Annotated in this window: 14 protein-coding genes; 11 read left to right on the top strand and 3 right to left on the bottom strand. The window is 60.0% G+C overall.

What is annotated here, in order from left to right:
* From AC1DJW_RS17680 to AC1DJW_RS17670, 3 genes are all read left to right on the top strand, one after another.
* Positions 1-272, top strand: a 272-nt coding sequence (locus AC1DJW_RS17680; protein ID WP_476902048.1) for a hypothetical protein, incomplete at its 5' end; no start/stop codon positions are given.
* 123 nt (positions 273-395) lie between these two features.
* Positions 396-3,059 (top strand): tetratricopeptide repeat protein, encoded by a 2,664-nt coding sequence (locus AC1DJW_RS17675; protein ID WP_476902047.1) that lies wholly within the window; start codon positions 396-398, stop codon positions 3,057-3,059.
* Positions 3,060-3,695: 636 nt separating this feature from the next.
* Complete coding sequence (locus tag AC1DJW_RS17670; protein WP_476902046.1) at positions 3,696-4,391, top strand: hypothetical protein; 696 nt, start codon at positions 3,696-3,698, stop codon at positions 4,389-4,391.
* 40 nt (positions 4,392-4,431) lie between these two features.
* Here AC1DJW_RS17670 and AC1DJW_RS17665 read toward each other — a convergent pair whose 3' ends face one another.
* A complete protein-coding gene (locus AC1DJW_RS17665) occupies positions 4,432-6,012 on the bottom strand; it encodes a tetratricopeptide repeat protein (protein WP_476902045.1) in 1,581 nt (526 codons plus the stop codon).
* 188 nt (positions 6,013-6,200) lie between these two features.
* Here AC1DJW_RS17665 and AC1DJW_RS17660 point away from each other — a divergent pair, with 188 nt between their 5' ends.
* The gene (locus AC1DJW_RS17660; protein ID WP_476902044.1) at positions 6,201-7,163 is read left to right on the top strand and encodes an RNase H family protein; all 963 of its coding nucleotides are present in this window, start codon (positions 6,201-6,203) and stop codon (positions 7,161-7,163) included.
* A gap of 146 nt (positions 7,164-7,309) precedes the next feature.
* A complete protein-coding gene (locus AC1DJW_RS17655; RefSeq protein WP_476902043.1) occupies positions 7,310-9,544 on the top strand; it encodes a type IV secretory system conjugative DNA transfer family protein in 2,235 nt (744 codons plus the stop codon).
* 6 nt (positions 9,545-9,550) lie between these two features.
* Here AC1DJW_RS17655 and AC1DJW_RS17650 read toward each other — a convergent pair whose 3' ends face one another.
* On the bottom strand, positions 9,551-11,368 hold the full coding sequence (locus tag AC1DJW_RS17650) for a hypothetical protein (protein ID WP_476902042.1): 1,818 nt from the start codon (positions 11,366-11,368) through the stop codon (positions 9,551-9,553).
* 217 nt (positions 11,369-11,585) lie between these two features.
* Between AC1DJW_RS17650 and AC1DJW_RS17645 the strand changes: the two genes are divergently transcribed.
* From AC1DJW_RS17645 to AC1DJW_RS17630, 4 genes are all read left to right on the top strand, one after another.
* Positions 11,586-13,751: a hypothetical protein gene (locus tag AC1DJW_RS17645; protein ID WP_476902041.1), complete on the top strand. Its 2,166-nt coding sequence runs from the start codon at positions 11,586-11,588 to the stop codon at positions 13,749-13,751.
* A 26-nt stretch (positions 13,752-13,777) separates the two neighbouring features.
* Positions 13,778-15,181: a hypothetical protein gene (locus AC1DJW_RS17640; protein ID WP_476902040.1), complete on the top strand. Its 1,404-nt coding sequence runs from the start codon at positions 13,778-13,780 to the stop codon at positions 15,179-15,181.
* Complete coding sequence (locus tag AC1DJW_RS17635; protein WP_476902039.1) at positions 15,178-16,533, top strand: hypothetical protein; 1,356 nt, start codon at positions 15,178-15,180, stop codon at positions 16,531-16,533. Before AC1DJW_RS17640 ends, AC1DJW_RS17635 begins: the two co-directional genes overlap by 4 nt.
* A 476-nt stretch (positions 16,534-17,009) precedes the next feature.
* Positions 17,010-19,160 (top strand): tetratricopeptide repeat protein, encoded by a 2,151-nt coding sequence (locus tag AC1DJW_RS17630; protein ID WP_476902038.1) that lies wholly within the window; start codon positions 17,010-17,012, stop codon positions 19,158-19,160.
* Between the two features lie 75 nt (positions 19,161-19,235).
* Here the strand turns inward: AC1DJW_RS17630 and AC1DJW_RS17625 are convergent, their stop codons facing one another.
* The gene (locus AC1DJW_RS17625) at positions 19,236-19,562 is read right to left on the bottom strand and encodes a hypothetical protein (protein WP_476902037.1); all 327 of its coding nucleotides are present in this window, start codon (positions 19,560-19,562) and stop codon (positions 19,236-19,238) included.
* 60 nt (positions 19,563-19,622) lie between these two features.
* On the opposite strand from AC1DJW_RS17625, the gene AC1DJW_RS17620 reads away from it, so the two are divergent.
* Positions 19,623-20,696 (top strand): IS630 family transposase, encoded by a 1,074-nt coding sequence (locus tag AC1DJW_RS17620; protein WP_476902036.1) that lies wholly within the window; start codon positions 19,623-19,625, stop codon positions 20,694-20,696.
* A 508-nt stretch (positions 20,697-21,204) separates the two neighbouring features.
* A complete protein-coding gene (locus AC1DJW_RS17615) occupies positions 21,205-22,218 on the top strand; it encodes a DUF932 domain-containing protein (protein WP_476902035.1) in 1,014 nt (337 codons plus the stop codon).
* Positions 22,219-22,442: the final 224 nt, after the last annotated feature.

The following is a 22,442-nucleotide window of genomic DNA, read 5'->3' as shown; positions in this document are numbered from 1 at the left end:
TCGACACCACCAACGCTGCCCTCGCCGCAGGAACAGCCATCATCGCCGCCGCGGTCTTCGGATACGGTGCCGGCCGCTGGCCCGCCCCCGTCACTGGCCTCGCCACCATCGCCATCTCCCTCACCGCCATCGGAACCGCAGCGTTCGTCATCCCCGCCTGCCAAACCATCCTCAACGGCAACCAGGCCTACACCCTCATCGCCTTCACCGCCGTCTACACCCTCATCCACCTCAGCCTCACACCACTCCGACGCAAAACACGCGCCCAATGACAGACCAAAAAACCAAACCCACACGGCCATAGACCAATCAGAAACCCAAACTGGCCCTGCCCACAACAAAGCAGACCAGGATACTCGGTCATAGACTGACGAGAGCAAGCAGGGAGGATCGGCATGAATTGGTTAACACGGTCGTGGAACCGGCTGTCTCGACCAAAGACAAGCCGGGAAACACAATCAATCCAACAACTCAAACAACTCCTCACAGACCTAACCGAGGAATCAATCACCCTCGAAGAAGCAACAGAGGCCCTTTTCAGAATCCAAACCTTGCCCCAGCCTCCAACCGGAACCGAACGCCACGCCCACAACACCCTTCTACTCGGCTTCACCTACGACCGCCTCCGTCACCCACAGAAAGCACTGCACTACTACGAGAGGGCGCTACTCGAATACCAAACACTGGGGGTGAAAACTGAACAGGCACTGATCCACAACAACCTCGGGCTCCTCCACCAAGACGCCGGACACTCGCACCAAGCCACCGAGTCCTATGGCCGGGCCCTGGACCTCTACGAAACCCTGGACCTCCCCGCAGGCCAGGCCGCAGTGCACTACAACCTCGGGAACCTGCACCAGACCGCAGGACGCTGGACCGAAGCAACCGAATCCTACAACAAAGCCCTGCACCTCTACACAACCCTGAACTTGCTCGAACGGCAGGCCGCAGTCGGTAACAACCTCGGAAATCTCCACCAGACCGCAGGACGCTGGTGGCAAGCCGAGGAGTCTTTCCTCCATGCCATGGACATCTATAACACCCTCGACCAACCCAAACAACTGGCCAAGGTTGACAACAACATTGGGGTCCTCTATCAGACCGCCGGACGCTGGACCGAAGCTGCCGAATCTTTCGCCAGGGCCTTGGACCTCTACAAAACCCTCGACCTCCCAGCAGACCAGGCCATGGTCCACACCAACCTCGGGATCCTCCACCAAACCGCCGGACGCTGGGACCAAGCCGCCGGGTCCTACAACAAAGCCCTGCGCCTCTACACAACCCTGAATTTGCCCGAACGGCAGGCCGCGGTCCACAACAACCTCGGGATCCTCCACCACGCCGCAGGACGATGGACCGAAGCTGCCGAATCTTTCGCCAGGGCCTTGGACCTCTACAAAACCCTCGACCTCCCAGCAGACCAGGCCAAGGTCCACACCAACCTCGGGAACCTGCACCAAACCGCCGGACGCTGGGACCAGGCCGCCGCCTCCTACACCCGTGCCCTGGACCTCTACGAGACCCTAGACCTCCCAGCAGACCAGGCCATGGTCCACAGCAACCTCGGGATCCTCCACAAGGACGCCGGACGCTGGACCGAAGCAGCCCAATCGTACAACCACGCCCTCAGCCTCTACACAACCCTGAACCTCCCCGAAGGACAGGCTGGTGTCCACACCAACCTCGGGATCCTCCACCACGCCGCCGGACGCTGGACCGAAGCTACCGAGTGTTTCGCCCACGCTCTGGACATCTACAAAACCCTGGACCTCCCCAAACAACTGGCCAACGTCCACACCAATCATGGGAACCACCACACGGCCACGGGACGCTGGGACCAGGCCGTCTCCTCCTACACCCGTGCCCTGGACCTCTACAAAACCCTGGACCTCCCCGCAGACCAAGCAAGGGTACACAGCAACCTCGGAAACCTGCATAGCGCCACGGGACGCTGGAAACACGCCGCTGACTCCTACATCCGTGCCCTCAACCTCTACGAAAACCTGGATCTCCCCAAAGACCAAGCGAGGGTGCACCACAGCCTCGGAAACCTGCACCAGAAAATAGGCCGCTGGGACCACGCCACTCACGAATTCAAGCGAGCCCTGGAGCTCTATAGAACCCTAAAGCTGCCCGCAGACCAAGCCAGTGTCCACAACAACCTCGGGACATTGCACCGGGTCGTCGGACGCTTGAGGCAAGCCGCCGACTCCTATGACCAGGCTCTCGGCCTCTACGAAACCCTGAACCTCCCCGCAGACCAAGCGAGGGTGCACTGCAACCTGGGAAACCTGCATCAGGACGACGGTCGCTGGAATCAGGCCACCGAGGCCTACAACCACGCCTTAGAGATTTACGAAACCCTCGGGTTGATGGAGGGACAGGCCCGTGCTCTTGAAAACCTAGGGTTGCTGGCCGTCAAGTGCATAGAAGCTCCGAAATCTGCGCAGTATTTCGACAAGGCTCTTGCTCTATATGCGGAACAGGATTTGCCACAGGAAGCAGCCTGGGCAGCCATCCGCAGGTCATGGGCACTGCGTTCAGCCGGAGTTCCCGCCGCCGAGTGCCTGGTTCTAGTCGTCCCAGCCGCACTATATCTGGACTCCGTCCGGTTCCAATTCGACACCGCGCCCGAACGCACCTCCTGGTCCAGCTGCGCCGCGATAGCCACGAAATTCGCCTTGGAACTCGCCGCCACTGCACAGGACCCCGCCCTGATCAGCGACCTCATCGAAACCCACATCAACACCACCACCCACACCACCGCGGACGATGAGCACACCACCCGTATCCACAGCATCGGCATCGAACTCACCGAGGCCACCACCACCGCCAAGGCCACGCTCTTCACCACCTCCCAGCCAGACGACGCCGGCGGACACACAACCACCGCCGCTGGAACCACCGGACTCCTCACTACCGCCACACTTCCCGGACACCCATCACCACCCCTCCTCACACCGACCACCGGCTCACCCCGCCAAACCCTCACCGGATGGACCACCAATACGCCCTACCCGGCCGTACCACGCCCCAAACAGCCAGTCAGAATCTGGTAATCCTGCCCTTTCCTCGCAACGCTCACCGCCGGCCGCGAGAGGACCATACAAGGTCCTACACGCAGCCTATGAACCGCTCTGTCCTACACCTGGCCGGGACCGCACCTCATCCACACTTCGGCCATAGAGCACGGTGGCAGAACAGGCAGCCGCCCGTCGTAGGCTCGATCAAGGCGTCGCTGCACTAGCGCGGTGTTGTTAGAGGCGGGTACCAAGGTGTCGAGTTGACCCGGTATGGCAGACATGGACGGGGGCCGGTGGATCCGCGATGGCGGCGCCGAAACTTCCGAATCCGGTTTCCCGATCCGGTCAAAAGGGGCGAAGGCCAGAAGGAGTGGAAGGTGGGCACCGCAGAAGCCTCCACCACCGCAAACCCCGCGCCCTTCATCCCATACGATGAAGGACCCGCCCTCACCGCCACCCCGCCAATCCCATCACCGGATGGGCGAACAAGAATGCTTACCCCTCGGTTCCAAAACCCACCACTCCCATCCGCACTTGGTAAGCCCAAAAGCGGCCAGACAAAGTCGGACCTCTTGGCATTGCTGTTGACGAGGTGCTTGTGTGGTAATGGATCACTGAATACGTTGGGGGAATTACTTGGACATGCACGAACACGCCGACCACGTTCGCTCAATGATTTCCCGGCTCGACGCCTCAAAAAGCCCCAACGAGCCCATGCTCAGGACCGTTATCGGCCAGGTCGAAGAGATTGCCACTCAATTGCTGGGTACGAGCGAAGCTGACGCGGATCTCAAGGCCGAGATAATCGCCTGGGTCATTCGATTCCGTCAGGAACACGGCATGCTGGGCAAAGCCCAAAGCAACGTACTGTTCCGTTCCGCACCTCAGCGGGCTGAACCGAGCAAGACACCGACCACACGCAGGTTCGACTACGACACCAGCGATCCAAGGACCCAAGACCCCACGTTCGCGGAAAAACGTGCCGGACGGCGCCGTCCGGCAGAGAACAAACCATACACATTCGGCGCCGATCCACAGTCGAAGGCGTTCACCGAGAAACTAGACAAACTCCGCACCGACATCAATGACCACACACATACCCCGGGAAGCCAGGAATCCACCCACCTGCTTAACCGGGTGCTCGACTTGCACAAAATATACAAAGCCCAAGTTCACTGGAAGTACTACGATCGGGTCGGCGATGAACTGGACAGCATGGCTCTGAGGCTCAGCGGGGACAACGTCGGCCGGATCATCGAAAAGAGCCGCAACCCACGGCTGCACAAAGGCGTGCCCGCCGAGATCGGGCCTATCTTCAGCCGCCAGGTCGTATCCGGTGGTCTGCCAACCCTGGGCCGCGGCCGCTAAGACACCGCCAACCTAATTGATGGGTGGGCTGTCTCCGTGGTCAGCAGATAGAGACAGGTCGCTGGATAAGACCGGTCTGGGGGTAGGGACTGACTTGGTAGAAGTGTTCAAGTGCCACCCGTCGGGTAGACCTGGATCTCGGAACCAGCAGCAATGGTCCAGGCTGCGCGGGAAGGGACGTGCCAGCGAGGAGCCTAGTGGTACCCGCCGCAATCAGTGATCGGTGCGATTCCCCCGCGGCAAGCAATGTGTCTTCCACCGAATAATCTCCGTTTGACGGCGCGGCGGGCGAATTCCCACCCGACCTGGTCGTTGCAGTGTGTGCGGCGGAATTGATCCGAGTCTCGATCAGATCCGAGAGTAGCTGCGGGTCTTCAGTTAGGACCGCAATTTTGAATGTCAGGCTTGCAGCCCACTCTACGAATCGTGCCCAGCTTTGACGGTCTGACGACGCGTTGAACTGAAAGCGGACCCTGTCCAGATGCAAGAAGGCAGGAAGAGCTAGGTGGATGGACTCGTCAATAAGTCCATTCCTGTCCGGTGCGGACAACTCGATCAGATCATGGGCACGTCTCAGTGCGATTCTGGCAGCCGACTGGTATTTTCCCAACCGGCTGTAACCAGAAAACGCCTCATCGTATAGTTGCACGGCGGCGGCTGTTTCCATCCGTGACAGGCGGAAGGAACTTAGCTCGTAGTTGGACATTGCCACGTACGCAGAGATCCGTGCCTGTCTGAACATAAGGTTCGACTGCATCAGATGCGACACTGCAAGGTCCATCCGACCTTGCATCCTTTGGACGTCCGCAAGGCCCTGATGGACGAATGCGGCACCGCTTTGGGTCCCAAAATCGCCCAGTTCTATTTGCAGAGCGCTGTGGAGCGCTTCCAGTGCTTCCGCGAAGCGTTTCATGTCGGCGAGGAGTTTCCCCAACCCTGCCAAGGCCTCGGCCCGTTGGGTCATCAGCTTTTTCCTTGGACACAGCTCAAGGGCACGCCTGTAAAAGCGCTCCGCGTCCTGATTCCTACGTCGGCGGGCAAACAAGTTCCCCATGGAAATCAACGTACCTACGCTCGCTGGATCCCCGACTGACACCGGGTCCGGCAGGCTCATTCTGAGTGCGTTTTCAGCGTCCGACCACTTTCCGGTCTGGTAGTAGAGACTGGCAAGGTGGCGAAGACACTGGGCCTCCTCTGACGTGCGCCCGTTTTTCTTGAAAATTTTCAGAGCGCTCTGAAAATACTCCTCAGCTTCGCGCCAGCGTCCCACCCGGTGGCAAAAGATTCCCTGAGATTCCTGGCAGTCGGCCCAGACGCGATCGGTTCGACGGGAGGGCTGCGTCTGCTGGAGAATCAAAGCAGCCCGGTCGAGATACGGTTCGGCGTCTGTCCAATCAGTTTCAACAGGCGGTACCGGGTACGCGGACCACGGGCGGTAAGGGATCAAGGCCGACGAACGCCGTCCCCCTTCGATTTCGACGGTGAACAAAACGCGGTCATCGGCACGGACGGCCGCGGATCCCAAAAGGGCATCGGCCTGTCGAATCAGCGCCGCCGCCCTACGGAGTGACCGCCAATTCAATACAAAATCCCTGCGCACCATCACATCATCCAACACCACCTAAACTGCGCCCGTTTTGGTGGATCCTTGAACTGGGCCATCGCAGTGCCATGAAGGTCCGCCCGCGTTTTCATCCATCGGCGCGGACGGTTTTCCTGGTAAGGGGATCACCGGTTCGCTGGTGTGTGGGAACGCCTTGTGAGAGTGAGCGGCAGAAGCCGCCCGTTCTCACAAGGAAGGACCCGTCAATGAACACCAACATCACGGTTACGGCCTCAGAACCGGCCATCTCGTTTGCCTGGCTTGGCAAGATCCGCGACCACGCGCTGTCGGGTCTCGGTGCTGTTACAAGGCCCTTGCTGTATCCGATCCGGCACGACCACGAACTCTACATACTGACCCTGCCTATGCTTGGCGCAGACGCCGTCATCCGGGCGAAAAACACGCCCGTCGGTCCGCTTGCTGTCCTGGCCATCACCATTCCAGGTAAGAAGACGCAGACGTTCAAATTCAAGGCTCACAAACCGGACGCCACGCCCGCATCCCTTCGTCTGGACGCTCTCGATTACTTGGTCAACCGCGCCGGGGCCCCTTGGTATCGGGTGTTCATCGACTGCCCCGAGCTCCGCCATGACCTCCGCCAGCTGCGTTCCTCCCTCCCTAGCTTCGACCAAGTTCCGGCAGCGCATGCCGCCACAGACGCCAAAGCCAAGGAAGCGTTGAGTCCTAGAACCGTTGTCGTTCACAAAGCCACAACCCACGGAACGGACCACATCGTGATCGCCACCGATGCATCTATCGCAGTCAACGGGCCAGAAGGAGCAGGTATTGCTTGGGCAGCCTCGGACGGCACCACACACACCCGCTACATGGCTCATACCCGCGACATCAACTGGGCCGAACTCAACGCAATCCACGATGCTCTGCTGGCGACCGCGAAGCACGGACATGTTGACCTTCTCTCGGACAGCAAGACGGCGATCGCTGTCGCCACCGGAAAGAGCGTCGGGGCACACCGCCGCGAGCGTGCCTTGGCGGAGCGGATTGCTGAGCTCACCAGGGGCCGGAACGTAAACATTCAGTGGGTGCGTTCCCACAACGGCCACACTCTCAACGAAACCGCGGACAGCCTGGCTGTACGTGTCCGCCACACCATGCAGCGCCACGACCACCTCCGCGGCAAGAAGCGCGAGCTCGATCTGGCCAGTTGACAACCAGATCACCGTCGCAAAAAGCGTTCGTCCCACCAGAGGAGTTGCGCTCATTCTGCGAGCACCGCGTGCCGCAATCAGAAGCCATCGCCGCATCGAGGTTGTACTGTCTGAAACAAGGCGCCGGCCACACACAAGGGAAACAGATGCACCCACACGAAAGAGCCACCCTGGAACAATTCGACGTGCCCGATCTTGCTCCGTGTCTGACAGCTTTAGAGGTCATCGGCGCACGGGAACTCAATCCGGTCGTCGCAGACACCCTCAGGACCCGGCTGTTGCCCTCGATCCTGTCTCTTCTGGCCGGGGACGAAGACGCATCCCTGGAAGTGCGCTATGCGGCTACAGAGGATGGGGATGTAGAGGTTGGACTCATCGTCGAGGAACATGGCCTCGATACGCCCGCTGACCTGGCATCTGCGATTGGTCGGGTGGTGTCTCCGGCCGTTGAACTCGCATCCATTCCGTTGGACCCGATGTGCATCAATGAGCCAAGGTCCAGGTGGTATGTGGGCCGGCGGGTGCCGACCGGAAGTATTGGATTCACTGAGGCATCTTCGCGGCGGCCGGATCCGGTAATCGCCGACGGATTCCCTTTCGCAACGGTTTCTGAACTGCTCGAAGCGGTGGCTTGCTCCCCCGGATCGACGGTTGAAGTCCGTTTGGGCGCGGCAGCGCGGATCCACAGCGAACCAATGCCACCATTCCTCGTCAGCATTTCCGTGACCAGCACAGAGATCCTTACAGCCCCTCCTGTCATGCTCGCTTCTGTGGTCAACCGCATCGTCCCAGGGCATTCACTCCGCAAGGAACCAGGAGAGTTCATCTTGGGGTTCGCCGATGCCGGCGCGCTCCCGCTGATTCCTGTCTCCGCGCACCCGCTTCCCGGACTCGCCACGGCACCGGCGGCGCCGGTGCCGCTCCGGCATCTTCCTCAATCCCGTCAACCGGCAGGCGGGGTCCTTCTGGGCCGGGCCTGCACAGCCTCCGGCGCCTCTATCCCGGCGATGCTTACCGAAGCCGAACGGATCCGGCACGTGCACGTCACCGGAAGGACAGGGACCGGAAAATCGACGCTTCTAGCCGGGCTCGCGCATTCCGTTGCCGTCCGCGGCGAAGGACTCATCGTCCTTGATCCTCACGGGACGCTGGTGGAAAGAATCGTCTCCGAACTCCCTGAGGACGGCCTTGCGCGTACTTTTGTCGTGCGGGCTTCGGACATTGAGAATCCGGTACCGGTCAATCCGCTGTCGACCGAAGACCCCGTGGCCCGCGACGTAGCAATCGCAGACATCCTGGCGTCTTTCTACACCCTGTTTGATCCCAGCCGGACCGGAATCATCGGCCCGCGGTTCGAACAGGCCTTGGCGATGTGCCTGCGGACTTTGGTGGCGTTGAACGGGACCCGGGCCAGTCTGCTGGATGTGCCGCGTCTTCTGACAGATCAAAGCTTCCAGCGCCGGGCCCGTGCTTCGGTACAGGACCCTGTAATTAGAGGGTATTGGGAGAACCAGGACAAGGCACGCAGCAGCAACGAGCACGGTGAAATCATCGCGTGGATCACTTCCAAATGGGAACGGTTCACCACGACCGCCGCGCTGAGGGCGGTGCTCGGTTCAGGCCAGAACACCCTTGACCTGGACAAAGTGCTGTCAATGAATCAGATCGTTCTTTTGGACCTTTCCAAGGGACAGATCGGCGAAACCGCCGCGGAACTTCTCGGGTTTCTTCATCTTTCCGGCATCTGGACCGCGGCGTTGCGCAGAACGGATACGACCCCTTTCACGGTCATCGTCGACGAAGCGCATTCGTTCATGGCCGGGTCCCTCCCCGCGATGCTCGCCGAGGGCAGGAAGTTCGGTCTTTCCGTTGTGCTCGCCCACCAGTATCTTGGGCAGTTGCCACTGGAGTTGAGCCGGGCTCTCTCGGGCAACACCGCCACGCAGATCGCCTTCCGCGCGGGCCGGACAGATGCTGAGGTTCTACATGAGCGGATGGGCAGGATGCTGCCTGTGGAGACCTTCACGACCCTGCCGGATCTGACAGCCGTCATCCAACGTACGGCAGGCCCCACCACAGCCCATCCCCACACCCTCACCGTCCAACATTTGGAGGACAAAGCGCCTCCCACAAGGCTCAAAACCCTGCTGGCCGCTACCGCCGCGACCCTCGCCCCGGAGCCGGACCTCAGTGCGGAGCCGGAGCCGGAACGTGAGTTCACCGAACGAGTGCTCCCTCCCAGACCAGCAGGCCTCAAACCGGAGACACCTCCAAAATCCTTTCTAGATGATTGGCTTGAGAAGCGAAAACAACGCGAAGAGCCCGAAAAGCCCGACGACGGCGTCCACGGACCTGTAGGTCCTCCGTATCCTCGAGAGTGAAGGGGCTCAAGAAGGCGCGACGTTGTGAGCGTCGACAGATGAAATCTCGATCCTGGATTCCGGGGTCACCCAATAGTGAATTCGAAGGCCATCAGAGGTGCCGGTCTGCACATACGCCCTGAACATCTTGGCTCCGTCGGTCCTGATGAGTTGCGGCTTGGTGGCTTTGTTCCCGGTCCGGTAGGGATGGACGTTCAGGATGCGGGCTCGTTCCTCCCTCTTGACCAGAATGTCGACGATGGTTTCCACGGTCTTCTGACGGCGTTGGCTGTTGGTCACCATGTTGAGTGTCTTCGCCAGGTTGTTTCCCACCAGGTAGTCGGCAGGCTCAGGGTAGCGGTTCTTCTCCTGGGCTGGTATGTACGCGGCCCAGACTGAACGGATTTCAAAACGCACGGCGGATTCTTCGTCAAGGAACAACGGTTCTGCTGTGTTGCTCGCCTGGATTTTTTGTTGTTCGGCTCTGAGGCGTTTACTGAGTTCGTCGTTCTTTTTCCGGGTTTCCGTCAGCTTTCGTTCCGTGGCGGTCAGGCGCCGGCGAAGAAGCTCAACGTCGCGAACGGCCTGGTCACGGTCGCGGACGAGATTCCGATGAACGACGCTCAGCGCGGCCAGGTTGTCAGTGGGTTTCTCGACTTTCGCGCCGGTAGGCATCGGAAGGGTGCCGTTTTCCGCGTCCCGGTTTGGCCGGGTAGTTCCGTTGTTCTCCTGCGCCGTGTCCACACCAGCTGTGTTCCCGGTCGGCACGTGGGCCGGTTCCTCTTCCGGAGTCCCTCCGTCGAAGGGCGAGGGTTCCGTGTGAGCGATATCCGCCGCGGCTTCGTCGGGGACCTCCTGGGGCATCGAATCGTCCTCGGTCTCGATGGACTCCAGCGGATCTTGAATCAGCGTCCGGCCCTGGACGAGCCAGGCTCCCCCACCTAGGACCAGCGGCGGGGCCGGAAGGGCTGCGGATTCGGGAGGGGCAAGTCGGACGACGATAGCCCCCTTGTCGAGGGTGAAGTACAACGGGACCACGTCCCCCACCGCAAAGACCTGGTCCAGGGTGTGGGTGGGGTCATCCGCGGAGGTCTTAACGGGCCACACTGACTCGGGGAGCAGCTTCACGTCGATCTTTCCAGGACCGGCACCGGTAATGAGTCCCAAAACCGTGTCGCCGTGACGATACACCTGTCCGATTCGCGGGCGAAGCAACATGCCGTTGAGGTCCAGATCCTGAGCTGCCGGTCTGGCCAAGCCGGTCACCGGCATCTCGGTAGAAAGGATCCAGTCCAGCCGTACCCCAGGGATGACATCGTCCGCATCGATTCTCCACAGGCTCCCATCATCAGAGGTAGCCAACGCCTGCGCGCCGTCCGCGGTGAATCCGCGGACGGTAGCGGATATCAGAAGTGGTTCCGGGGAAAGATCGTTTTGTGGTGGCTGTGGTGCTTCGGCGTTGTTGGTTGTCTTCCTTGCTATGATCCTCATGACCTGTTTGACGGCCCCGTCGATAACCCGTTGCAGCCCTTCCGGCGTGAAGGAGGGTCGCGGGGTGAATTCGGATCGTTGCCCACGGATGAAGGCGCCCGGTTCGTACACGCGAACCGCGTTGCCGTACACGTTGGCGTCCTCCGGCATCTTTGACCTGAACGCGTTTGCCAATGGTTTGGTGATGACGTGAATGGTCGCAAGCTGTCCAATCTCGGAAGCCAGCTTTTCGGCGTCAATGACCAGTTCAGGGTTGCGTTGGTCTTGCGCGATCACGACAGCGGGAAGTTCCCGGTGTTCGGAAAGAATGTGCTGGGCGAGTCGTGCGCTGTCGCTCACCAACTCGATGGTCACGGGGCTCCTTCCGGTTGCGTTCGCTCCCGTTCAGGGGTCGGGATTTCTGGCCCAGTCCACCACATAACCACTCTCCGTGTCATCGGCGCCACACCTGAGGTTATGACACAAACGGTCTAAGAACCGGCAGCCCTTGTCTCGCGATGGATCCGGTGCCAGTATCGTGTGGATTGTGGGGTTGAATGCCTTTGCTTTGCGGGGCATATGGGGAGGCAGCATGGCTACATACTTTGAGATCGCCCGAGAGTTCTTCAGGGACCATGACAACTTGCTGGAGGGCATGGACGACCATTCTCCCGATGAGCTCGCCGCCATCCTCGCCAAAGATCTGGCCCTCCTTTGTCATCAGAAATTCGGGAACAATGCCCGGCGCGGCCTCGACGAGGAGCTCGACCCGGATATTGCCTCGGGGATCACCCCCCCTCTGGTGACGCGGGCGTTCCATAAAGAGTCGGCCAAGTTGCGGCTGGAGGTCATCATGCCTCCGTTCAGAGCTTTCGTTGAACAGCTGAAAACACGGGCACACGATGGTTCGCTCGGTTTCAGCGATGACGACATCAAGCTGGCGGTTAAGAGGGTGACCCGTGAACGGGACCGTCACCGCTCCGCCGCCCAACGCTTGGACGGGAGAATCCCCGACCTCATTGAAGAATTGTGTAACACGGTCATGACCACGGCCTCCGTCCTAGGTGGCGAGGGCGGGCGCGAACGAACTCCCGGAGGCTTGTCGAAGGATATTGAAGACCAGATAGAAGCTGCCGGTACCGACCTTCAGGGCGAGCTAGTCGCAGCCCGTGCCGGACAAGAGGATGCAATGCGCTTCGGCGCAGCTGGGGTGGATTTGACGTCATTCGAGCTGCCGTTTAAGGACGGATCAAGAGTCCATAATCTCTTGGTGTGGGAGGATCCTGATGAGTTGGCATCCCACTATCCGCAAGTTGAGCGTTCGGCTTCCGAACTCGACGCGTTGTCTATCCATGTTGCGGCCCGTATCCATTTTCCTTTTGGGCTCACGACGGGTGAACGCCGCACGGATATGATCACGGCCGTGTATCTGGCGAATTCTGCGACAACTTACCCGGTAGTCAGCCGGGTCGTTGCCAGGGTCGAAGAGGAGCTTCACCCCGGCGGACGTGGCGGAGCCCTTCCCGCACCTCCCGGTCAAGTGGTGGGGGCCATCTGGAAGCATTTTTATGATGTTGGCCATGATTCCGGAGATGGCGTGGACATTGATGGTGGAGGCCTTCTCCGGGCCGCAGCCGGCTACGCCACGAAAAAAGGTGGAGCGCTTGATACTGCGTGGCCCTCGGGGCTCGTAGGTGCTGTGATGGGACAACGTGGCACACCTGATGCGGCGGCTCTGGTCGAGAATGCATTCCCGTTGATCGAGGTCGGCAAGATCGCGTCGTGGCCGACCGCTGGCTGGGAACCCTTTGGCTCCGTGGTCGCACGCTGGCTTGAAACTGAACAGGTAAGCAATCGTGGAGGCCGGTATCCAAGAGACGAAAGCAAGGACGGGCTCATTAGCGGCGCGGAGGCCGTGGCACGTTTGAATTCGCAGTTCGCTGGCGAGCAGTTCGAGAAGCTTCGCACCGATACGGCCTTGAAGTGCCTCCTCGCGTTCCGCAATCATCTGGTCAATACTGAGACCGGCAACACAGGATCACCGTTCACACGTCGCACTGTTATGGATGTCAACAAGTTCATCGTGAAATCGGCGGGGAGATCCATCAACACGCATTTGGCAGATGTTCGCACGGAAAGTGAAGAACTGACCCGCGGGATCTTCGTCCAGGCACGACTGGCAAGTGGTCGGTCGATGATGGGATTGCCCGAGGCCGATGTGGTTCAGGACGGCCTTCGCCGTCTGCAGTTGGACGCTTTGGAATGGAAGTCCGTAGACACGGTGGCTAGCGACGACGTTGACATTATGTCCACTTCGGATCCAAGCAGAGGCGTAACCGTGGACAGCCACGTTGTCAGCGTTGCACCTCTGGGCAGCAAAAAGGACCACGAACTCCCCGGGTGGCTTGAAGCGATCCACTCGGCCCCCGTCGGCCGGCGCCTCCTCGAACTGTCGGCCTGCAGAAACGATGAAAAATTCCAGCCCCGTAGCCAGGCGAGCCAAAGGATTTTCGATAGTGGCCTTGCCGGCAGGCGTCTTCGTGGGGCGGCGATGCGGTTGCGTTCCTTCATTTCATATACTTCATACGCTGCCCGAAGCGAGCGCCCACTCGAGCCTTCTCTTGAAGCCGAGCTGAAGGTATACATGGATCTCAATGATTCCGCCCTCCCGCAGCGGGAACAGCTGGAAAGCGAAGCTTTCATGTTGGGCATCTGCGTGCTCTTTGACGCCCTGCCCGCAACGGACTCTGAACTGTGACCGATTCAAACCAGGAGCTGAAGTATATGGCCGACACAGCACCCAAAACGCTGCGGATCCTCCGTGAAGGCTCGGGCGTCCGTCTGCTCGGGGCGCATCGCGGACCTGTCCCGACCGTCTCGATATCCGCCGGTCCGTTGATCACGGTCGAAGTAGACCCTTCGAAGAAAGACTTCCCAGTAGAGATTCGCGTGGTCGATCTGGATTTCGATGCAGAAACCGCGCTCCGCGATCTGCTCGGTTCGGCAACTGTCAACGACGTCCTCTCAGCGATCGAAGGTCCGGTCGGGGAACAAAGCGTGCCGTTCCTTGTGACACCGATCATGGAGGGTGTGCTCTCCCTGGCGGTGTTGTCATGGGATGAACGATGGAACATGTTCCCCCTTGATCCAACTCTCATCGCAGTGGACCGCCTCGCGGCCGCTTCCAAGGCCGGCTCGCTGGGGGCGAGCATCGCTCGTGAGACATTGCCAGGAGCAACACCCGCCCTCGCCGTGCTGAACGGCCTCAAGGAACACGGGACTCTCGCCCCCGCCGCGTCCCACACCGTTGAGGCAGCTCTCCGGTCGGCGGGCCGGGCGCTCCCCGCCTCCACCTGGGCGCACGTCGACTGGGAAGCGGACCTCTCAACGCTTATCGACTCCAGGATGTCCACTGCCGGCGCCCTCTCAGCGACAACTGTTGGAGTCGATCCATCAGGCCTCCCCAACGCACTCCACGACACGGCCGATTGGCGACTCACAGGAATGGGCATGGCCTCCACGGGCGAAGACGTCATCAAGGCTGAATACGTCGATGGTCGGGACGATCTGGTCACCATCACTATTCCGGCCCAGGAAGCGCTGATCAACGACGCGGTAGAGGCCCAGCCCTATTACGAGGGCATTATCACCGACCCTGTCACGGGAGAAGTCCTGGCCTTTGCCCACATGTCCATCAGTGATGACGGCACCCGGTTCACCGGCACGGCACCTCTGGCACGCCCTTTCCAATTCCATGACATCATCGACGTCAGACACCCGATGGTTGCCGAGCCTGTCGAAACAGACCCCAGAAACCGCAAAATCGATCGTATTCGCAGGTCAGCCGCGCGCGCTCACGCGGTCGAGCGTCTCGCCAACGGCGCACCCGAGGCGGCGGGCCTCGTCGTCCAGGCATGGTCGCGCGTCTCCGCTGAGATTTCCCAAGCCCAGTACCACTACAGGGACATCAGCGAGATTCTCCAAGGGTGGGCGATGTTCTCAGATTCCCACCGTCACCACATCCTGGCTTCCTCACCTGCCATCGCCGACCAACTCCAGGCCGAGTCGATCGAGTACCAGTACACATCGACAGGGCTCGAACCCGTAGAAGACACATCCGTGACACCTACCCTCGCCGAACTTGCCCTCACCGGACAGCTAGTCCGCCCCTCGGGCAGCAACCGATGACAGCCCCCAAACCACCAGTCGAGGTCCTGTTCCGGATGACGGACAGCGGAAGCACCTACATGTACTGGCGGTGGATGGATGACCCCGACAATCCCCGCATCGCCGTCTTGCCACGGGAAACCATAGAGCGCGCCGGCGACCTCGTCGCCCAGGCACTGCTCGACCCGCTGGCAGACGAGGTAGGAGACGAAGAAGCGCCGGTCCGAAGAGCCCTGACCGAAGGATCGTTCTCTTCCAAGGAACTTGAGCAAGCCTGGTCAACCGAACTCGCATCTCTTGTCCTTCCGGACGGCCTGGCCAAGGAAATCGTAGCCCGCACAGCCGACGGTACCGAGGTCATCTTGCGCATCCTGCCCAGCCCCGCACTAGCGAGGGTGCCATGGGAGATACTTCCACTGCCCAGTGGCCAGCGGCTTCTGGAACTGGTGACGATCCGGCTCGACGCCCCGGCGGTGGTCAATTCCAACCGCGGCAAGAATCCTGAACCCTGGGAAACGGCTCAAGAACGGGCGACACTGTATCTGCTCGAACCACCCCACAGCGCAAACATCAATATTGACCGCTATGTCATCCAGGCTGACGGAGCCATTGCACTCAACAACAACTCAGTGAACGTCCCCGCCCATACACCGATCGACCGTACTGCGTTCGGACAGCTTCTACGCGGGGAACCGCACCCGCTAGCACGCGTTTTCGGTCTGAACATGAACGAAAAGCCCGGGCGGCTGCTTTACTACGGCCATGCAGACTCCCAACCCAATGAACCCGGGTCCGCCGCCATCCACCTTACTGACGGCCCCGCCATGTTCGGATCAGCCCAGGACGACGAGGGGCATCGCGCATTCACGGCCCTGGACCTGCTGCAGGGAACCTCGAACGCAGACGTCCACTACCATCCCGAGGTCTCCATCTACCCCCACCCGGGGCAGGCCTTCGGACACGAGATCTGGCCCATGCCCCCGCGCGTTGCACTGATCGCCTGCGAAAGCGGGGCCGACCACCGCGCTTTGGAAACTTTTGGAATGATCATGGCCATGCTGAACGCCGGCGCCGAAATCGTCACCACCACCCGATGGACCCTGGCCACGGACTACGCCCTGGAAAAAGTCCACGGCCTAAAAGCGACCGCAACAACAGACCTCGTCCTTGTCGTTGACCGCGCTCACGCAACACAAGACCCCGTCAAGGCCATTCGCGCATGGCAGCTCGAAAAACTCCATGCTTGGATGTCCGACGGGAAGATCGAAGACACGCCGCTGATCTGGGCTTCCTTGACCACCCACGTTGCACCCGAACAGGCGCCCCTGACCGAGGAAGAGTTGCAGGCGGTCGGGGCCGTTGCAGGATCTTGAACGGGAAGATGAGTGATTTTGAAGGCCCCCACAGCTGCGATTCTTCGACGAGGAGCTGGATGCTCAGCTGCGTCTGAACAAAGCAAGGCCTCCCTCCACCGAACCCTGCTTCCGACCCCGTATCCGGCGGGGATGATCCTTTCCGTGGTTATCTCAACGGCGACGACCTCATGGTCGGGGCCCGGTTCCTTGCCGACGCATTGTCGCTGGTGTCGGAGCGGACAGCGACTCGAAACCGTCCGCCAGACGAGCCTGACACGAACTCACCGCGTTGATCTCCGCGTCTCGACCTGCCGCGACCACGACAACGGACATTTGACTCAAAGTCTGCATTCGAGGTTGCTTACCAGGTACGAAATAAGTCACGACGACAGCTGTTGAGCAACCTCGTGGTCCAGGTGATTCCGGGGAGAGGTCTTCGGTCTCATCCCTTACACCGGCCGCCGGGGTCGACTTATGCCGATGGGAGACAAACGGTGTTCAAACAGCACAAGATCCGGAGAGCCGCACAACAGACCGCTGACCGTGCCAAAAGCTTCAGGGACGCCAGCCGCATAGAGGAGAGCGCGAGGGAGTACACTCAGGCGCTGCAGCTCTTTGAATCTCTGGGCGACTGGCCGTGGGCTTCTATCTGCGCCTACAGTGCAGCGCAGGGGTACGAACAGTCTGGGATGATCGACGATGCGTTAGCGGCATACCAAAAAGCTGTTGCTCTTTACAATTCCACCTCCAATGTGATTGGCGCGGCAGTAACTCACCAGGCTTTGGCCAGACTCGACGAATCCACCGCCGAGGAACACCTGTTATTGGCGGCGGACCTCTTCGCTTCCAATCGAGACTGGGCGAATGCCGGCAGAGCCACCTACGACGCGGGCCACAAACTGTATTTGAGTGGCGCGTGGCAGGACGCACACGATTCCTTCGAGGCAGCACTCGACTTCTACGAGCTAGCCTTCGATATCGAGGCCTGTGCTGACTGCCACCTGTATCTCAGCAGGACCCTCCGTAAGATCGGCTCTCCTACCCACATTGAAAAAAGCCTTCAAGAAGCCTCCATGGCGATCTCGATGTACGGACCGGAAGCCCCCGTGAGCCAGCTAGCCATTGCAAAGCTGGCAGGTGCCCAGGCCACTGTTTCTTGCCTCAGCAGAGGCGTCGATCCTAGTTCGGTCGGCGTTGCCATCGAGTGGGCAGTTGCGGCAACGGCCCACTACGAATCAATCGCCGCCGCAAGAGATAGCGGTATCGCACATGCCACGCTAGGACAGCTACTCAGCCACGATGGACGGTACGAAAGAGCAGAGACTCATCTGCGCCGGGCCATCAAACTCCATAAGGACCTTGGGGAGGACGTAGAGGAAGCTCATTCACACGTCCACCTGTCTGATCATTTCAGAAGGCGTTCCAGTTTCGCCCGGGCTCATCGAGAATTGGAGTCCTCCTACGCCCTATACACGCAAGGAGACAGCCCAGGCGACGCCGCCGAATGCGCCATCCGTATCGGACAGAACTTCTACGATTCCGGGCAGGGGGTGCTCGCACGCGACTGGTACGAACGGGCGATTAAAGGCTTCAGGGCCATGTCGGCGTTCGAGCGCCTTGCAGACGCACACACGAGTATCGCGTCGAGTTGGCATGCTGACGGTAACGACGCCGAAGCGCTCAAGCAGTATCAGGATGCACTTCGCGTTGCCCAGGCACACGGAACTTTGCGCGTCAAGGCCGGAGTTCTAGGGGCCCTTGGCAATCATTTCAAATTCATCGATGAACCAACGAAAGCCGAGGGTTGTCACCTGATGGCTAAGGAATACGCAGAACAGGACGGCTCACCGGATCTTCTCGCGACGGTCCACCATAATCTGGCCTGCGCTCAGATCGATCTGCAGAAATGGGCTGAAATGGAACGGAACTTCAAGGCTTGCATCGATATCTACGACCGCTTGGGCAACGTGAAGAACGAGGCGCTCTCGTGGGCCTGGCTCAGCAGCGGCCTTCACAAAGCGGGCCACCACGACCGCTCAACGAAGGCGTTTAGTGAGGCATCAGTCCGCTACCGTTCCACGGATGCATACCTCGAACTTGCGAGATGGTCTTCACGCCGAGCCTGGTTGCTCATGACAACCGCAGGAACAGGAAGGGACTTGGGTGAGGTGACCGAACTTGCCGTTTCGGCGTACATCTACGCTGACTCCCTCAGAACCCAATTCCCTCAAACGTCAGGCCGGCTTGCCTTCGAATCGATCCACTCTTGGATTCGAGATCGTGCTTTCCAGTACGCTCACGAATCAAATGACCCCAGTCTGATCGCAGATCTCATAGAAACTGCCGTCAACTCGGCAGACCATCATGTTCGGGAAGACCGTCAAGCCGGCGACGGCATTCCAATTATTGCCGAACAAGACCTGAGCTATGTAACATCCTTACCCCAGACCACAGAACTGCGAACGGCAGTTGTCGCAACCGGTGTTACTAGGCTTCTAGCCTCCGCCAACTTACCTGCTGGTCCCGGCCCATTGCTCATCATTAAGTCCCGGGCACCTGTACTATCCAGAGTTGCTTTAGATCGCTACCATCATTCCGGCTCGTACCCGGCGCCTTCGCGGCCTGTTGCAGTGACAGCCTGGTAAAGGACCCACCCAACCAACGAACCACGGCATGCGCTTTCTGATCTCGACCCAAGATACTGCGGTTACGTTGAAAGGTTATTTGATCAGTTCCCCGGCCCAGGATCGAACCCGATCAACGTCCTTCGCTGTCAGCCCCCTTTGAGCCTGCACGGTAACCAGCAAAACCGGGAAATTACACGCTGCCACCCACTCAATGGCATCGCGACCATGGACATCGTCGATCCACACGACTCCTGCGCACTTGTCGCCTGATTCTGCAACAGCTCGATCAACCCAGCGCGATACCTTTTTCAGCTTGGGGGTATCGGCAATCACGTCCTTAACGTTCGCCAAAGTCAGCGGGATTCTAGAAGTCATCCCAGCAATTCCCGCCTGCCGATCGAGTTGATCAGTTACTGACAAGCTGCAACTAGTGTCGCGTGTCTGAAGTGATTTGAGAGTTGGTATTTGGGAGAATCAGGCATGGCTCATCCTCCAGCTCCTGCTTTGGTGATTCGTGATGGCGATTTAGAGGTTCTTTCTGCCTGGTCTCGTTCGACGTCGATGCGGGCCGGTTTGGTCCAGCGGGCGCGGATCATTCTGATGGCGTCCGAGGGGGTTCCGAACACGCGGATAGCGGCAGCAGCGGGGGTTTCGCTGCCCACGGTCCTTTCCTGGCGTGGTCGGTATCAGGAGCGGGGCATGGCCGGGCTGGAGGATGAGCAGCGGCCGGGCAGGCCGCGGGAAATCGACCGGACGAAAATCATTGCCACGACATTGGCGCCGCCGCCAGCGTCGCTGGGGATCACACATTGGTCCTCGCGGCTGCTGGCGAAGCATTTGAAGACGGACTTTTCCACGGTGGCCAAGACCTGGCGGGAATACGGGGTCAAACCGTGGAAATCCGAGACGTTCAAGTTCTCCACGGACCCGGAACTGGAAGCGAAAGTCGTCGATGTGGTCGGGCTCTACCTGGCCCCGCCGGAGAACGCTGTGGTTCTGTGCATCGATGAAAAATCCCAGATCCAGGCTCTGGACCGGACGGCGCCGTTGCTGCCGATGCAGCTCGGCGTCCCGGAAAAACGCACGCATGACTACGTCCGCCACGGCACCACGACCTTGTTCGCCGCACTCGACATCGCCACCGGAAACCTCACCGGCCAGTGCAAACCGGCCCACACCCACAAGGAATTCCTGTCCTTCCTCAAACACGTTGCCCGTACCTACCCCGGCGTCGAGCTGCATCTGGTGATGGACAACTACGCCACCCACAAGAAGGCGCCGGTGCGAGACTGGCTGGCGGAGAACCCGCGCATCCACGTCCACTTCACCCCGACGTCCGGGTCTTGGCTGAACATGGTGGAAATCTGGTTCGGGATCATCGAACGCCAGGCCATCCACCGCGGAACGTTCACCTCGGTCACGGACCTGATTCGCAAGATCCGGCAGTTCATCACCGGGTGGAACAAACGCTCCCACCCCTTCACCTGGACCAAATCTCCCGAGGAAATCCTCGCGAAAGCCAAACATAAGACGACTTTAAACACGCGGCACTAGTAGCCCAAACAACAGTTCCCAATGCAGCAATTTCCCCTAGCAAGACTTTGCGCTCGTTGGTCAGCCAAACTGTGTGCTGTTGTTCAAGAACGTCCCATTTCCTGCGTGGATTGAGCACGCCGTCGACGTCCATGAGAACGAGTGCTCCAGTTTTCTGCATGACCAGACCCTACTTGCTCTTTCCAGCCATGTCTCCCATTGGCTTCGCAGCCGCCCCTGTATGCCCTTGGTAAGTGCGGTTACAGCCGATTTTGTTTACACGATCGCCAACCGGGCTTCGGGTGAGACCAGCTGCTTCAGGATGGCAGTGCCCGTCCGTGTGACTCCGGCAGACGAAGTCCTGGAGCGAACAAGACAGACCGTTATGGATCGCGTCCGACGGCGAGCGCCCCCATGTTTTGCCCAAATCAGACGTTCCAAAACTCCGTATCGCAACAGTGTTGACAGACTTCGCCACTCCTGCTTAATATGTTTATGTCAGATCAACAAATTACTCAGGGAGTAACCCATGGCTCACAACATCGAAACCTTCCAGAACGGCGCCGCCGCTTTCGTCTCTGCCCGTCAGGATGCATGGCACCGCCTCGGAACTGTCACTAAGGACGCCATGACGGCGCAGCAAGCGCTGGAACTGGCGCTGCTCACCGACTGGGATGTCCGCAAGGTCGCGCTGCGCACCCAGTCGATGATCTCGAATGAAGGGGTAACGACTTTGGATGTCCCGGACCAGTTCGCCACAGTGCGGACCAACCCGGTCACCGGAACACCGGATGTCCTTGGCGTCGTCGGCAGGAAATACCAGCCCATCCAGAATGAGGAGCACACGGATCTGCTCAACGCCCTGGTTGACGAATCCGGAGCACACTTCGAAACGGCCGGCTCTCTCAAAGGCGGGCGGGAAGTGTTCGTCACCATGAAGATGCCACAGCACATGAACATCGGCGGCGTCGACACCGTTGACCTTTACCTTGCAGCCCTGAACAGCCACGACGGCAGCTCAGCCTTCCGCTTCCTCGCTACACCGGTGCGGATCGTTTGCGCGAACACACAGGCAGCTGCCCTCCGCTCGGCCCGTTCAACGTTCTCGGTGCGCCACACCCGCGGCGCTTCAGCCGCTATCACTCAGGCCCGGCAGGCACTGGGACTGACCTTCAAGTACCAGGAGGCCTTCGAACTGGAAGCCGAACAGATGATCCAGCAGACCCTGACGGACGCAGCCTTCATGGGCGTGATGAACCGCCTCTTCCCGGCCCCCGCTACCGATGCCCCGGCCTCCACCCAGCGCCGCCACACGGAACAGATCAACGAACTGGAGCGCCTCTTCACGGACGCAAACACCAACGCGACAATCCGTGGAACCCGCTGGGCCGGATACCAGGCGGTAACGGAGTACATTGACCACTTCGCCCCGGCACAGCGGAACAAGTGGACCGGAAACCTGGATACCGCACGGGCGATGCGTTCACTCAGCACCCCGGTCGTCAATCTCAAGTCTCGCGCATTTGACCTCCTGAAGGCGTAGCCGGCCCTGTCGGGGGCTGGCAAGCAGCCAGCCCCCGACAGCATCAGCTACGCACCTCAGCAATCGACCTACTCCGGTCACAAGCTTCGGATCCCTGAGCGCGGCATGAGGAATATCAGGGGGTGAAGCAGACTGTTCTTTTTTCGCCCGAAGATGTTTGTTTCCTAGCCTGCCCCGGCCAAGGCGGGCTGCGGGCCACGCCCCACCCGGGTGTTTCGTGTGGG

The sequence above is a fragment of the Arthrobacter sp. 05L417 genome (assembly GCF_056397865.1).
The sequence above is the reverse complement of the archived record's forward strand: the minus strand, read 5'-3'. Positions and strand labels throughout refer to the sequence as shown.